The sequence below is a fragment of the Paracoccus indicus genome, assembly GCF_003056335.1.
Classification (GTDB): Bacteria; Pseudomonadota; Alphaproteobacteria; order Rhodobacterales; family Rhodobacteraceae; genus Paracoccus; species Paracoccus indicus.
This window is the reverse complement of record NZ_PYWA01000001.1, coordinates 83748-96675: the sequence shown is the minus strand read 5'-3', so window position 1 is coordinate 96675 and position 12928 is coordinate 83748. Positions and strand designations below refer to the sequence as shown.

Sequence of the window (12928 nt, the reverse complement as noted above, 5' to 3'; positions counted from 1 at the left end):
TCAGTCCGAGAGGGGTCATCGAAACATGGCGCGGATTGCCTTCATTCTGCTGACGCACAAGGACCCGCAGGGCGTCATCGATCAGGCAAGGCGGCTGACCGCCACCGGGGATTTCGTCTCGATCCATTTCGACAAGCGTGCGCCCGCCGCCATGTTCCAGCAGATCAAGGACGCGCTTGGCGATCACCCCGGCGTCACCTTCGCGCAGCGCAGGCTGAAATGCGGATGGGGAGAATGGTCGCTGGTCGCGGCCACCCTGGAAGCCGTCCGCGCGGCCGAGGCCGCCTTTCCGCAGGCCACGCATTTCTACATGCTGTCGGGCGATTGCATGCCCATCAAGTCGGGCGAATTCGCGCGGTCCTTTCTGGATGCCGAGGATTGCGATTATATCGAAAGCTTCGACTATTTCAAAAGCGACTGGATCAAGACCGGCTTCAAGGAAGAGCGGCTGATCTATCGCCACTGGTTCAACGAACGCACCCAGAAGTGGCTGTTCTATACCAGCTTCGAACTGCAGAAACGCTTTGGCATCACGCGAGAGGTGCCCCGCGATCTGCAGGTGATGATCGGATCGCAATGGTGGTGCCTGCGCCGCCAGACCATCGAGGCGATCCTGGACCTGATCCGCCAGCGACCCGAGATCCCGCGCTTCTTCAGCACCACCTGGATCCCCGACGAGACCTTCTTCCAGACGCTCGTGGCCCATGTGGTGCCCAGGACCCAGATCCGCACCCGCACGCTGACCTTCCTGATCTTCACCGACTACGGGATGCCGGTGACCTTCTACAACGACCACTACGACCTGCTGCTACGCCAGGATTACCTGTTCGCCCGCAAGATCAGCCCCGAGGCGCTGGAGCTGCGCGAGAGGCTGGGCGCCCTGTGGCAGACCATCGGGCAGAATTTCCCCATCGCCGCTGAGGGGCGTCGCCTGTTCAGCTTCCTGACGGGGCGGGGGCGCATCGGGCGGCGTTTCGCCCCGCGTTTCTGGGAAACCGACGGCAGCCTGGGCAACAACCGCATCGCCCATATCATCGTGGCCAAGAAATGGCATGTCGCCAAGCGCTTGACGGCGGCGACCCGCCATCACACCGATATTCCCGCCGTGGATTACCTGTTCAACGAAACCGAGGCCAACCTGCCCGAGATGGGGGGTGTCGAATCCTCGCTCGGCAAGCGCGAAAGGCACCGGCGGGCCTTGGTCAAGCTGATGTTCGAACAGTTCGACACCCGGCAGCTGGCCTTCTGCGTCGATCCCTCGGCGCTGAGCCTTGTGCGCGATTTCAACAACGACCGGTCGGAGGTGCGCGTGCTGTTCATCGAGAGCGCGTTCGACGACGAATACGTGCGCGGGCACATGGGACGCGTCGGGCTGGTGGCCGATGACGCCCCGCAGGCGCAGATCGAAAGCCTGCTGCCCATCGTTCGCAGCGACCTGCAGCACGAGGCCGACCGCCTGAAGGAGGCCGGCTTCACCCATCTGTCCATCATCTCGGAACAGGCTGGCCCCGAGGCGAATGCCGCCGCCTTGGCCAGCTTCTTCAAGATCCCGGCCGATCAGGCCCGAAAACTGGCGGAAACGCCGCATCTGTTCGAAGACTAGAAAGGTTCCCCCATGGCAATCGCCTATGACGACAGCAACATCTTTGCCAAGATCCTGCGCAAGGAGATCCCGAACGACACCGTGGCCGAGAACGATCACGCGCTGGCCTTCCGCGACATCTCGCCCAAGGCTCCGACCCATGTGCTGGTGATCCCCAAGGGCGCCTATGTCAGCTTCGACGATTTCTCGACCAATGCCTCGGACGCCGAGATCGCGGGGTTCATGCGGCTTTGCGCGCAGGTCGTGGCATCCGAAGGTGTGGGGCTTGAGGATGGCAAGGGTTTCCGCGCCATCACCAACGCCGGCGAACATGGCGTGCAGGAGGTGCCGCATTTCCACCTGCACATCATGGGTGGCCGGATGATGGGGCCGATGGTCAGCCTGCGCGACTGACCTGCGGGGCGCTCGTCAGGATCACTTGTCGCGCGTCAGTTCCACGAAGACGTCTTCCAGATCCGGCTGTTCGGTCGCGACGTCCAGAATCGGGATGCCCGCGCCCCGCAGCGCGTCCAGCAGCTGATCGGCCCGCAGCCGCGAGGGCGGATAGGTGATCGCAAGCCGCCCGTCGGGGCGGCGTTCGTGGCGCACACCCTCGGGCATGGGGGGCAGGGTGACCGGCCCGCCCGTATCCAGTACCAGCGTCTTGCCGTCGGTGCGCGACAGCAGGTCGCGGGTGTTCTGACGCACGACCAGTTCGCCGTGATTGATGATGGCGATCTCGTCGCACATCTGTTCGGCCTCTTCCAGGTAATGCGTGGTCAGGATGATGGTCATGCCCGCCTCGTTCAGCTTGCGGACGTTGGACCACAGCATCTCGCGCAGGGTGATGTCGACGCCCGCGGTCGGTTCGTCCAGCACCAGGATCTGGGGGCGGTGGACCAGCGCCTTGGCCAGCAGCAGGCGTCGCTTCATCCCGCCCGAAAGGTTGCGGGCATAGGCATTGGCCTGATCGGTCAGGCCGACCAGTTCCAGCAGTTCATCCGTCCAGCGTTCGGATTTCGGCACGCCGTAGAGGCCCGCCTGCACCTCGAGGCTGGCGCGGGGGGTGAAGAAGGGGTCCATGTTCAGCTCCTGCGGCATGACCCCGATGGCGGCCCGCGACTGGCGCGGGTTCACATCCTGATCGAAGCCCCAGATGACAACCTGACCCGCGGTCTTGTTCACCAGACCGGCCAGGATGTTGATCATGGTGGATTTGCCCGCCCCGTTCGGACCCAGCAGGCCGAAGATGCTGCCCGCCTTGATGGTCAGGTCGACGCCTTTCAGGGCGTGCTTGGCAGGGGCGTTGCCTTGGGCGGCGTAGGTCTTGCGTAGACCGGTGATCTGAAGTGCATCGGGCATGGGGTCATCCTTGCAGTGCTTGCGAAGGCAGGCGGCGCTGCGCTATTGGGGGTTAGACCAGATGAAGCCCGCCGCCACAAGAAGGCCAGCCCATGACCCAGCACGTCACGCCCGAAACGCCTCTGTCGACCGAAACCGGCCCCGAGGCGATGAATTCGCCCGCCCCCGTCACCGAGGTGGTGACCAAGTGGCGCGTCAGCTGCGATGGCGACGACGGCGCGGGCTTGGGCCATCCGCGCGTCTGGCTGGCCATCGCGCCGGAGGCGGGCTTCGTCGATTGCGGCTATTGCGACAAGCGTTTCATCATCGACCGCGCCCACGCCGCCGACGATCACTGATCCGTCCCGGCCCCTGACGCCCAAGCGGCAGGCCTTGCCAGCCCCCATCGAGGGGGCCGTCAAGGCCGGGTGGCTTCGCCACCTTTCCCCGACCTTCGTGCGGCGTTCCGGCAGCGGTCGGAACAATATCTGACCTGATCCCAATCCTTCGCCCATTTCTTGCGCCAGGCGAAGGGCAGCCCGCAGGTCGCGCAGGTCTTGTGGGGCAGGTCGGCCTTGCGGCGCATCTTGGGCATCGGCTGGTTCCCATCGGCATCTGGAGATTTCGGCGCGGGCGTGTCAGAAGACATCTCTGACCAGAGGGGAAGTTGAGCATGAGCGACGCATTCGGCAAGGGCTGCCACCTGCATCTGATCGACGGATCGGCCTTCATCTTCCGCGCCTATCACGCGCTGCCGCCGTTGACGCGGAAATCGGACGGGCTGCCGATGGGCGCCGTTGCGGGCTTCTGCAACATGCTGTGGCGCTATGTCCAGAACGAGGACGGCAGCAGCGCCCCCACCCATGCGGCGGTGATCTTCGACCATTCCTCGAAGACATTCCGCAACGAGATCTTCCCCGACTACAAGGCCAACCGCCCCGAACCGCCCGAGGATCTGCGCCCGCAGTTCCCGCTGACCCGCGACGCGACCCGCGCCTTCAACATCGCCTGCATCGAGACCGAAGGGTACGAGGCCGACGACATCATCGCCGCCCTGTCCTGCAAGGCGCGCGATGCGGGCGGCAGCGTCACCATCATCAGCAGCGACAAGGACCTGATGCAGCTGGTCGGCAACGGCGTCGACATGCTGGACCCGATCAAGAACAAGCTGATCGGCCCCGATGAGGTGATGGAGAAGTTCGGCGTCGGCCCCGACCGGGTCATCGACGTGCAGGCGCTGGCAGGTGACGCGGTCGACAACGTCCCCGGCGCGCCTGGCATCGGCATCAAGACTGCCGCCCTGCTGATCAACGAATACGGCGATCTGGACGCGCTGCTGGAACGCGCAGGCGAAATCAAGCAACCCAAGCGTCGCCAGACGCTGATCGACCACGCCGAACAGATCCGCATCAGCCGCCGTCTGGTCGCGCTGGATTGCGACACGCCGCTGGATTTCACGCTGGACAGCCTCGAGGTGCGCGACCCCGATCCGCAGACCCTGCTGGAGTTTCTGTCCACCATGGAGATGCGGACTCTGTCGAACCGCATCGCCGAAAAGCTGGGGGCCGAGGCCCCTGTCATCACCGCCCCGCCCGTAGCCGATGCGCCGGCCGCGCCCGAACAGCCCGCCATCGACACCGCCGCCTATGAGACCGTGACCGACATGGAGGCGCTGGACGGCTGGATCGCCGCCATCCGCGAGGCAGGGCAGGTGGCCATCGATACCGAAACGACCGGATTGGACGAGATGCGCGCCGATCTGGTCGGCATCTCGCTGGCCGTGGCACCGGGCAAGGCCTGCTATGTTCCGCTTGGCCATGTGGCGGGGGGCGACGATCTGTTTGGCAAATCCGCGCTGGTCGAAGGCCAGTTGGATGCGCAGGCCGTGCTGGCTGCGCTGAAGCCGGTGCTGGAAGATCCCGCGATCCTGAAGATCGGGCAGAACCTTAAGTACGACTGGAAGATCCTGGCCCGCATGGGCATCCGCATGACGCCCCTGGCCGATACGATGCTGATGTCCTATGCGCTGAACGCGGGCACGCATAATCACGGCATGGACGAACTGGCCGAACGCTATCTGGGCCATAAATGCATCCCCATCAAGGAGCTGATCGGGTCGGGCAAGAGCCAGATCCATTTCGGCCAGGTCGCCATCGACAAGGCCGCCCCCTATGCCGCCGAGGATGCGGATGTCACGCTGCGCCTTTATCAGCATTTCCTGCCGATGCTGCCCGACCAGCAGGTGATGACCGCCTATCAGACGCTGGAACGCCCGATGATCCCGGTGCTGGCCGACATGGAGATGGCGGGCATCCGCGTCGACGGGGCCACGCTGAACCAGATGTCCAACGCCTTCGCCCAGAAGATGGCCCAGCTGGAGGATGAGATCCACGAGTTGGCTGGCGAGAAGTTCAACATCGGCAGCCCCAAGCAGCTGGGCCAGATCCTGTTCGAGACGATGGGCCTGCAAGGCGGCAAGCAGGGCAAGACCGGTGCCTATTCCACCAGCGCCGACGTGCTGGAGGATCTGGCCGCCGAAGGTCACGACCTGCCCGCACGCGTCCTGGACTGGCGCCAGATCAGCAAGCTGAAATCGACCTATACCGATGCGCTGCAGACCTATGTGAACCCTGAAACGGGGCGGGTGCACACCAGCTATTCCATCACCGGCGCACAGACGGGGCGCCTGGCCTCAAGCGAGCCGAACCTGCAGAACATCCCGATCCGGTCCGAGGAAGGCCGCCGCATCCGTCAGGCCTTCGTCGCGCCCGAGGGCTACAAGCTGGTCAGCCTGGACTACAGCCAGATCGAGCTGCGCATCCTGGCCCATGTCGCCGACATCCCGGCGCTGAAGCAGGCCTTCCGCGACGATATCGACATCCACGCCATGACCGCCAGCCAGATGTTCGGCGTGCCCGTCGAGGGCATGGACCCGATGATCCGGCGTCAGGCCAAGGCGATCAACTTCGGGGTCATCTATGGCATCTCGGGCTTCGGGCTGTCGCGCAACCTGCGCATCCCGCGGGCCGAGGCGCAAAGCTTCATCGACACCTATTTCGAACGCTTCCCGGAAATTCGTGCCTTCATGGACAAGACGGTGGCCGACGCGAAACGGGACGGCTTCGTGCGGACCCTGTTCGGCCGCCGCATCAACACGCCCGGCATCAACCAGTCGGGCCCTGCCGCAGGCGGTGCGCGCCGCGCGGCCATCAATGCGCCGATTCAGGGGGCTGCCGCCGACATCATCCGCCGCGCCATGATCCGTATGCCGGACGCCATCAAGGACCTGCCCGCGCGGATGCTGCTGCAAGTTCATGATGAATTGGTCTTCGAGGTGCGCGACGACGCCGTCGACGACCTGATCAGGACAGCCCGCGACATCATGGAAAACGCCGCCGAGCCGGTCCTGAAGCTTTCGGTTCCCCTGACGGTGGATGCGGGACAGGGCGTGAACTGGGCCGACGCGCACTAAGGCCCGCATTTCTCGGTTGTCCAAATACCCATAAAGGGCGGGGTCTTCCCCGCCCTTCACTTTCGGCGCATCCGCTGATAATCGGCACGCACCCGGTCGCAGCCTACCCGGGTCACAAAAACAAGGGTTACAGATATGAAGACCACACTTGTCTGCTCCGGCGGACTCGATTCCGTTTCGCTGGCGCACAGCCTTGCCGGGCAGGGGCAACTTTCGCGCATCGTCAGCTTCGATTACGGCCAGCGCCATCGCAGGGAGCTGGACTTCGCTGCCGCCTGCGCCCGCCGCCTTGGCGTGCCGTTCCATCTGGTCGATCTGTCGGGCTTGGGTGCCGCGCTGTCGGGATCGGCCCTGACCGATGACATCGACGTCCCCGACGGCCATTACGCCGAGGAGACGATGCGCATCACCGTCGTCCCGAACCGCAACCCGATCATGCTGACCATCGCCTTCTGTATCGCGGCAGCCAATGGCGATGATGCGGTCGCGGCGGCGGTGCATGGGGGCGATCACTTCATCTATCCGGACTGCCGCCCGGCCTTCACCGACGCCTTCGGCGCGATGCAGAAGGCGGCACTGGACGGCTATGCCGATATTGTCCTGCATGTGCCCTTCGTTCATGCGACCAAATCCGATATCGTGGCCGAGGGCGCGCGCCATGCAACGCCCTTCGCGGAGACATGGTCCTGCTACAAGGGCGGCGATTGGCATTGCGGACGCTGCGGCACCTGCGTCGAACGGCGCGAGGCCTTCCATCTGGCGGGCGTGGCCGATCCCACCGATTACGCCGATCCCGATTACTGGCAGGCGGCCATCGCCGCGCATGAGGGGGCGTGATGTACCGGATCAGCAAAGAGTTCCACTTCAGCGCCTCGCACCAGCTGGCGCATCTGCCGGACGACCATCAATGCGCGCGGCTGCATGGGCACAACTACATCGTCGTGGTCGAACTAGCATCCGCCGATCTGAACGCGGACGGCTTCGTGCGCGATTACCATGAATTGAAGCCGCTGAAGGATTACATCGACGGGACCTTCGATCACCGCCACCTGAACGACGTGCTGGACGGCCCCTCGACGGCCGAGAACATGGCGCGGCACTTCTTCGACTGGTGCGCCGCCCGCTGGCCCGAAACCACCGCCGTCAGGATCAGCGAGACGCCCAAGACCTGGGCCGAGTACCGCCCATGACCCGTCTGCGCATCGCCGAGATCTTCGGCCCCACCATCCAGGGCGAGGGTGCCCTGATCGGCGAACCCACCGTCTTCATCCGCGCAGGCGGCTGCGATTACCGTTGCAGCTGGTGCGATTCGATGCATGCCGTGGACAGCGCCTTTCGCGACACATGGGCTCCGATGGAGCCAGCGCAAATCTGGCAGCAGGTGCGCGATCTGTCGGGGGGCGTGCCGCTGACCGTCTCGATCTCGGGGGGCAACCCGGCCATCCAGGATTTCGCCCCGGTGATCGCCATGGGAAAGGCCCAAGGATACCGCTTTGCCTGCGAGACCCAAGGCTCGGTCGCGCGTCCGTGGTTTGCGGATCTGGACATGCTGGTGCTGAGCCCCAAGCCGCCCTCCAGCGATCAGGTGGTGGATTGGGAGGCTTTCGACGCCTGCGTTCAGGCGGGCCGGGACGCGGGGCAGACCGTGATGAAGATCGTGATCTTCGACGACCGCGACTATGCGTGGGCGCAGGATGCCGCCGTCCGCTATCCCGACCTGCCGCTTTACCTGCAGCCCGGCAACCCCGAAGTCGACCCCGATGTGCCGGTCGCGGCGCAGGATGTGGCGGACAGGCTGCTGTGGTTGGTCGAGAAGGTGACGGCGGATCGCTGGTTCCGGCCCCGGGTCCTGCCGCAATTGCATGTGATGTTGTGGGGAAACCTGCGCGGGGTGTGATTGCGTCCCGCGACGCCGGGGGGCTGCTGTCCCCCGGACCCCCCGCTGCCCTCGCCTTAGCTGATCAGTTCGCCGCGCAGTGAATTCGTGGCGCTTTCGACGATGCGCACTTGCACCAGATCGCCGATCTGGCCTTGCGGCGCATCAACGAAGACCGAATGCAGGTAATCGGACTTGCCGATCATCTGGCCCGCATCTCGGCCCTGTTTCTCGAAGAGGACACCAAGGGTGCGGCCGACCATGTCGTTTTGAACGGCGCGTTGTTGACGCGTCAGCAATGCCTGCAATTCCTGCAGGCGGGCATCGGCGACGGCGGCCTCGACCTCGGGGCGGTCATAGGCGGGGGTGCCGGGGCGGGGCGAGTATTTGAAGCTGAAGGCCGTGCCGAAGCCTACCTGTTCGACCAGTCGCAGCGTGTCGGCATGATCCTGATCGGTCTCGCCCGGGAAGCCGACGATAAAATCGCTGGTCATCAGGATGTCGGGGCGGGCGGCGCGGATACGGTCGATCAACCGCAGGTATTGGTCCGCCGTATGCTTGCGGTTCATCGCCTTCAGGATGCGGTCGCTGCCCGATTGCACCGGCAGGTGAAGATAGGGCATCAGCGCGGGGATGTCGCGATGCGCCTCGATCAGGTCATCGGCCATGTCGTTGGGATGGCTAGTCGTATAGCGGATGCGGTCCAGGCCCTCGATCTCGGAGATGGCGCGGATCAGGCGGCCAAAGCCCCATTCGCGGCCATCGGGCCCGACCCCGTGCCAGCCATTCACGTTCTGGCCCAGAAGCGTCAGTTCGCGCACGCCGCGCGTGACTAGGCCCCGCGCCTCGGAGAGGATGCGTTCGACGGGGCGGCTGACCTCGGCCCCGCGAGTATAGGGGACGACGCAGAACGCGCAGAACTTGTCGCAGCCCTCCTGCACGGTCAGGAAGGCGGCGGGGGCGCGGCGGGTGGCCATGCGTTCGGGCAGGTGGTCGAACTTGTCCTCGGCCGGGAAGTCGGTGTCGATCTTCGGACCTTCGCCGCGCGCCATGGCGGGCAGGCGGTGATAGGACTGCGGGCCTACGACCAGATCGACCAAGGGCATGCGGCGGGTGATCTCGGCGCCCTCGGCCTGGGCCACGCAGCCCGCGACGCCGATCTTCAGGTCGGGTTTCGCGGCTTTCAGCGGCTTCAGACGTCCAAGGTCGGAATAGAGCTTCTCGGCCGCCTTTTCGCGGATATGGCAGGTGTTCAGCAGGACCATGTCGGCGTCCGACTGATCCTCGGTCAGGACATAGCCCTCAGCGCCCATCGCCTCGGCCATGCGCTGGCTGTCATAGACGTTCATCTGGCAGCCATAGGTCTTGATGAAGAGTTTCTTGGCCGCGGCTGCGGTCCCGGCTTGATCGGTCATGCCACATTGTCCTTGGGGTTCGCGCGCTGATACACAAAAGCAGGGCTTTTGGGAAGGCTGGCATGGACAGCGATCTGGTCACGATCAGGAATATCGGCCCCGCGACGGCAGGATCGCTGATCGCGGCGGGCATCCCCGATGCGGCGACGCTGCGGGCGATGGGGGCCGATGCGGCCTATCGCGCGTTGCTGGCGCAGGGCGAGCGTCCGCATTTCATCGGCTATTACGTCATGCACATGGCCCTGCAGGGGCGCCCGTGGAACGATTGCAAGGGCGACGAGAAGGCCGCCCTGCGGGCGCGTTTCGACGCGTTGGTCGCGGATGTACGGGGCGGCCCCCTGTCGGGCATCCAGGCGGAATTGGATGCCATCGGGTTGCGCCGCCCCCCTGCGGGTCATTCGCCCTTCTGATGCGTCTCGAAGCGCAGAGCCTTGGCGCTGCGATCGGGGAAGCCCGCCCAATAGGTGTTGTCGGCAGTCGGCTTGCCATTGTCATCCAGTGCCTGAATGCCGTCGTCCGAGGCTGGCGTCAGATCCAGGAAGCGCGCCTTGTCCTGATCGCCCTTCAGGTGCAGGTCGAAATAGGCCGTCGCGAAATGCTGCAGGATGTTGTTCATCCGCACCGTGTCCCAGACCGCATCGGCGTAATGGTCGAAGGGCGCGCGGCCCAAGCTTTCGGAATGCTCCCATGATTCGACCGGCGCGGGCATGGCGGCGGCGGCGTTGTGGTTGGCATCGTTGAAGGTCAGCAGGTGGCGCGTGGTGCCGGTGGTCTGGTCGAAGATCTGGCGGATCGCGTCATATTGCGACACGTCGTCGGCGCTGCCTGCAACCAGCATCAGCGGCTTTTCGAAACCGGCCAAGCCCTCGGCGTCCCAGAACTCGTATTGGCGACCCCAGGGGGCGATGGCGATCACGGCCTTGACGCGCGGATCGACCAGATCGGCGTGTTCGTTACTGCCCGCCTGCAGGCGCGACAGCAGCTTTTGTGGCGGAATGAAGCGTTCGGGCTGGTCGCGCTGAACGGCGGTTTCCGTCAGGCCCGCGCCGCCGAAGATCATCGCGCCATAGCCGCCCATGGAATAGCCGACGACACCGGTATTCTCGGCATCGGTGATCGCCCCGATGTCGTCGTCCAGCCCGGCCATGCTGTCCAACAGGAAGCGCTGGTCCACCGCCCGGTTCACCAGGGTCGAGGTGAAGGGCCCCATGTCGTCATAGGTGCTTTCGGGATGATCGGCGGCCACGACGACATAGCCCTTGGACGCCATATTCTCGGCCAGGTGGCTCAGCAGATAGCGGTTGCCGGGAAAGCCGTGGGACACGATCAGCAGGGGGAAGTTGCCGTCCGCGGGCGTCGCGTCACGGCTGGCGCGGCCATGCAGCTGGATCTGCGTTTCGCCGTCGCGCAGCATGGTGTCATAGGCGACGCCGGGTGCGGTGCCTTGGGCTGCGGGGTACCAGATCTCGGCGGGCAGGGTGCGGGGACCGCGCGGCGGCGTGCCCGTCGCCATGGTGGCCTTGACGTCGATGCGGTCGGGGTCGGTAAATTCCGCCGCCCTCACGCCCACGGGGAAGGGGCCATAGGGGGCCAGTTCCGGCGCGTCGGGGCGGATCATGTCGATGCGGTTCACCTGCGCCTCCTGCGGGGCTGTGGGTGTCTGCTCGGCGGCCAGCGGCGCGGCGCAGGCGATCATGGCGGCGGCCATCATCAGTCGTTTCATAGGGTCTCCTCCTCGGGTCATGTGCAGACTGTGCATATCGGCAGGCCTCGTGACAAGCACGACCCGCGTGCGGGCGGTCGCTGTCGAAAGGCCCCATTGAACGCGCAGGGCGGCGCGGATAGCCTGCCCCCAAGATCCGGTTGAGGAGCATCACCATGACGACACCGCAAAGCTGGGAAGCGCGCGCAGACGAATATTCCCTTTACGGCTTCACCGACCTGCCAAGCGTGCACAAGCGCGGCGCGGTCGTGCTGACGCATGGCGAAGGCCCCTATGTGGTCGATGTGAACGGCAACCGTTACCTGGATGCCAATTCCGGCCTGTGGAACATGGTCGCGGGTTTCGACCACAAGGGCCTGGCGCAGGCCGCCAAGGACCAATACGACCGCTTTCCAGGCTATCACGCCTTCTTCGGGCGGATGTCCGACCAGACGGTGATGCTGTCGGAAAAGCTGGTCGAGGTCTCGCCGTTTTCCAGCGGCAAGGTGTTCTATACGAACTCGGGGTCGGAAGCGAACGACACCATGGTCAAGATGCTGTGGTTCATGCATGCCTCCGAAGGCAATCCGCAGAAGCGCAAGATCATCACCCGCTGGAACGCCTATCACGGCGTGACGGCGGTGTCGGCCAGCATGACCGGCAAGCCCTACAACGAGGTCTTCGGCCTGCCGCTGCCGGGCTTCATCCACGTCGGCTGCCCGCATTACTGGCGCTATGGCGCCGAGGGCGAGACCGAGGATCAGTTCACCACCCGCCTTGCGCGCGAACTGGAGGAGACGATCCAGAAGGAAGGCGCCGACACCATCGCGGGCTTCTTTGCCGAACCGGTGCAGGGCGCAGGCGGCGTCATCCCGCCCTCGAAGGGATATTTCCAGGCGGTCATGCCGATCCTGAAGAAATACGGCATCCCCATGATCTCGGACGAGGTGATCACCGGCTTCGGGCGCACGGGCAACACCTGGGGCGCGCAGACCTATGACTTCACGCCCGATGCGATCATCAGCTCGAAGAACCTGACGGCGGGGCTGTTCCCGATGGGCGCGGTGATCCTGGGGCCGGAACTGGCCGAGCGCCTGCAGGCCGCGATCGAGAAGATCGAGGAATTCCCGCATGGCTTCACCGCCTCGGGGCATCCGGTGGGCTGCGCGGTCGCGCTGAAGGCCATCGACGTGGTGAAGAACGAGGGGCTGGCCGAAAACGTCCGCAATCTGGCGCCACGTTTCGAGGATAATCTGCGCCAGTTGGCCCAGAACCCCAACATCGGCGAATATCGCGGCGTGGGCTTCATGTGGGCGCTGGAGGCGGTCAAGGACAAGGCCACCAAGACCCCCTTCGACGGATCGCTTTCGGTCAGCGAACGCATTGCCAACACCTGCACCGACATGGGCCTGATCTGTCGCCCCTTGGGCCAGTCCATCGTCCTCTGCCCGCCCTTCATCATGACCGAGCCGCAGATGGACGAGATGTTCGAGAAGCTGGACAAGGCGCTGGGCAAAGTCTTCGCCGAAGTCGCCTGATC

The 12928-nt window shown here is 64.9% G+C and carries 13 protein-coding genes; 9 read left to right on the top strand and 4 right to left on the bottom strand.

Translation table 11 applies throughout. The annotated features are described in order from the left end of the window. The first annotated feature begins 25 nt into the window (after positions 1 to 25). Positions 26 to 1603 (top strand): DUF5928 domain-containing protein, encoded by a 1578-nt coding sequence (locus DDE75_RS00480; RefSeq protein WP_108500437.1) that lies wholly within the window; start codon positions 26 to 28, stop codon positions 1601 to 1603. Between the two features lie 12 nt (positions 1604 to 1615). Continuing rightward, on the top strand, positions 1616 to 1996 hold the full coding sequence (locus tag DDE75_RS00475; protein WP_108500436.1) for an HIT domain-containing protein: 381 nt from the start codon (positions 1616 to 1618) through the stop codon (positions 1994 to 1996). A 21-nt stretch (positions 1997 to 2017) separates the two neighbouring features. Here the strand turns inward: DDE75_RS00475 and DDE75_RS00470 are convergent, their stop codons facing one another. Then, positions 2018 to 2944 (bottom strand): ABC transporter ATP-binding protein, encoded by a 927-nt coding sequence (locus DDE75_RS00470; protein WP_108500435.1) that lies wholly within the window; start codon positions 2942 to 2944, stop codon positions 2018 to 2020. A gap of 149 nt (positions 2945 to 3093) precedes the next feature. Between DDE75_RS00470 and DDE75_RS00465 the strand changes: the two genes are divergently transcribed. After that, complete coding sequence (locus DDE75_RS00465; RefSeq protein WP_108500858.1) at positions 3094 to 3282, top strand: zinc-finger domain-containing protein; 189 nt, start codon at positions 3094 to 3096, stop codon at positions 3280 to 3282. A 59-nt stretch (positions 3283 to 3341) separates the two neighbouring features. Here the strand turns inward: DDE75_RS00465 and DDE75_RS00460 are convergent, their stop codons facing one another. Next, positions 3342 to 3509: a DUF2256 domain-containing protein gene (locus DDE75_RS00460; RefSeq protein ID WP_418304167.1), complete on the bottom strand. Its 168-nt coding sequence runs from the start codon at positions 3507 to 3509 to the stop codon at positions 3342 to 3344. Between the two features lie 87 nt (positions 3510 to 3596). On the opposite strand from DDE75_RS00460, the gene polA reads away from it, so the two are divergent. The 4 genes from polA (at position 3597) to queE (ending at position 8292) form a co-directional block, all read left to right on the top strand. Beyond that, a complete protein-coding gene (gene polA / locus DDE75_RS00455; RefSeq protein WP_108500433.1) occupies positions 3597 to 6395 on the top strand; it encodes a DNA polymerase I in 2799 nt (932 codons plus the stop codon). Positions 6396 to 6530: 135 nt separating this feature from the next. Then, the gene (gene queC, locus DDE75_RS00450) at positions 6531 to 7232 is read left to right on the top strand and encodes a 7-cyano-7-deazaguanine synthase QueC (protein ID WP_108500432.1); all 702 of its coding nucleotides are present in this window, start codon (positions 6531 to 6533) and stop codon (positions 7230 to 7232) included. Beyond that, a complete protein-coding gene (gene queD / locus DDE75_RS00445; protein ID WP_108500431.1) occupies positions 7232 to 7585 on the top strand; it encodes a 6-carboxytetrahydropterin synthase QueD in 354 nt (117 codons plus the stop codon). Before queC ends, queD begins: the two co-directional genes overlap by 1 nt. After that, entirely contained in the window at positions 7582 to 8292 is a 711-nt protein-coding gene (gene queE, locus DDE75_RS00440; protein WP_108500430.1) for a 7-carboxy-7-deazaguanine synthase QueE, read from the top strand. The genes queD and queE overlap by 4 nt, the downstream gene beginning before the upstream one ends. A gap of 56 nt (positions 8293 to 8348) precedes the next feature. Here the strand turns inward: queE and miaB are convergent, their stop codons facing one another. Then, positions 8349 to 9686, bottom strand: coding sequence for a tRNA (N6-isopentenyl adenosine(37)-C2)-methylthiotransferase MiaB (miaB, locus tag DDE75_RS00435; protein WP_108500429.1), 1338 nt, complete (start codon positions 9684 to 9686; stop codon positions 8349 to 8351). A 62-nt stretch (positions 9687 to 9748) separates the two neighbouring features. Here miaB and DDE75_RS00430 point away from each other — a divergent pair, with 62 nt between their 5' ends. Continuing rightward, positions 9749 to 10096: a TfoX/Sxy family protein gene (locus tag DDE75_RS00430; RefSeq protein WP_108500428.1), complete on the top strand. Its 348-nt coding sequence runs from the start codon at positions 9749 to 9751 to the stop codon at positions 10094 to 10096. On the opposite strand, the gene DDE75_RS00425 is transcribed toward DDE75_RS00430, so the two are convergent. Beyond that, positions 10081 to 11409 (bottom strand): alpha/beta hydrolase family protein, encoded by a 1329-nt coding sequence (locus DDE75_RS00425; RefSeq protein ID WP_108500427.1) that lies wholly within the window; start codon positions 11407 to 11409, stop codon positions 10081 to 10083. The two genes, DDE75_RS00430 and DDE75_RS00425, sit on opposite strands and share 16 nt — an antisense overlap. Positions 11410 to 11564: 155 nt before the next feature. Here DDE75_RS00425 and DDE75_RS00420 point away from each other — a divergent pair, with 155 nt between their 5' ends. Further along, on the top strand, positions 11565 to 12926 hold the full coding sequence (locus DDE75_RS00420; protein WP_108500426.1) for an aminotransferase: 1362 nt from the start codon (positions 11565 to 11567) through the stop codon (positions 12924 to 12926). The last annotated feature ends 2 nt before the right edge of the window (positions 12927 to 12928 follow it).